Annotated in this window: 1 rRNA gene; it reads right to left on the reverse strand. The window is 49.7% G+C overall.

Going from position 1 to position 1575, the window contains the following annotated elements:
* A 23S ribosomal RNA gene (locus BMX11_RS24010) occupies positions 1-1536 on the reverse strand; the annotation flags it as partial.
* Between the last annotated feature and the right edge of the window lie 39 nt (positions 1537-1575).

Genomic DNA, 1575 nt, shown 5'->3' on the forward strand with positions numbered 1-1575 from the left:
TCAGCACACTCGGCGGATTTGCCTACCAAATGTATACCTACAGCCTTCAACGATCTATTCCGTCAGATCGCGGCAGTGTCACTACTCCGTCCCCACATCGCAGTTATAAAAAGTACTGGAATATTAACCAGTTGTCCATCGAATATCCCCTTCGGGTTCTCCTTAGGACCCGACTAACCCTGATCCGATTAGCGTTGATCAGGAAACCTTATCCTTTCGGTGGGCGGGTTTCTCGCCCGCCTTATCGTTACTTATGCCTACATTTGCTTTTCTAGAAGCTCCAGCACCCATTACCAGGTACCTTCACTGCCGCTAGAATGCTCCCCTACCGATATATTTCAATCCCATAGCTTCGGTGTACAATTTAATGCCCGTTTATTATCCATGCCCGGCCGCTCGACTAGTGAGCTGTTACGCACTCTTTAAATGAATGGCTGCTTCCAAGCCAACATCCTAGCTGTCTGTGCAACCGGACCTCGTTAGTTCAACTTAACTGTAACTTGGGGACCTTAGCTGATGGTCTGGGTTCTTTCCCTCTCGGCGCGTGACCTTAGCACCCCGCGCCTCACTGCAGATCATATTTCATAGCATTCGGAGTTTGTCTGGATTTGGTAGGATTTGACTCCCCCGCACCCAATCAGTAGCTCTACCTCTATGAAACTTAATATCCACGCTGTTCCTAAAAACATTTCGGGGAGTACGAGCTATTTCCCAGTTTGATTAGCCTTTCACCCCTACCCACAGATCATCCGGAAACTTTTCAACGTTTATCGGTTCGGTCCTCCAGTACGTGTTACCGCACCTTCAACCTGTCCATGGGTAGATCACAAGGTTTCGCGTCTACCTCCTCTGACTATACGCCCTATTCAGACTCGCTTTCGCTTCGGATCCGTGCCTGAAGCACTTAACCTTGCCAGAGAAGAGTAACTCGTAGGCTCATTATGCAAAAGGCACGCCGTCACACCACCTGGATGCTCCGACCGCTTGTAAGTACACGGTTTCAGGTTCTATTTCACTCCCCTGTTCGGGGTTCTTTTCACCTTTCCCTCACGGTACTGGTTCACTATCGGTCTCTCGGGAGTATTTAGCCTTACCGGATGGTGCCGGCAGATTCCCACAAGGCGTCTCCGACCTCGCGGTACTCAGGATACTGTTAGGCCAATGGTATTTACGTGTACAGGGCTATCACCTTGTATCGCCGGGCTTCCCATCCCGTTCCACTTCATTACATTGTAACCACATCACAGTCCTACAACCCCACACATGCCGTAACAGGTGTGGTTTGGGCTCTTTCCCTTTCGCTCGCCACTACTCAGGAAATCATTGTTATTTTCTCTTCCTCTGCTTACTTAGATGTTTCAGTTCGGCAGGTTTGCTCCTTGATGGTGACATGTCTTCAACATGCCGGGTTGCCCCATTCGGAAATCACCGGGTATAGTTCCTATTTGCAGATCACCGGTGCTTATCGCAGCTTATCACGTCCTTCATCGCCTCCGAGAGCCAAGGCATCCCCCGTGTACTCTTCTTTACTTTCTTCTACGCTTGCGCCTTTTGCGCCGCAAGGTATGCTTTTTT

This window comes from Pedobacter rhizosphaerae (assembly GCF_900111155.1).
Classification (GTDB): Bacteria; Bacteroidota; Bacteroidia; order Sphingobacteriales; family Sphingobacteriaceae; genus Pedobacter; species Pedobacter rhizosphaerae.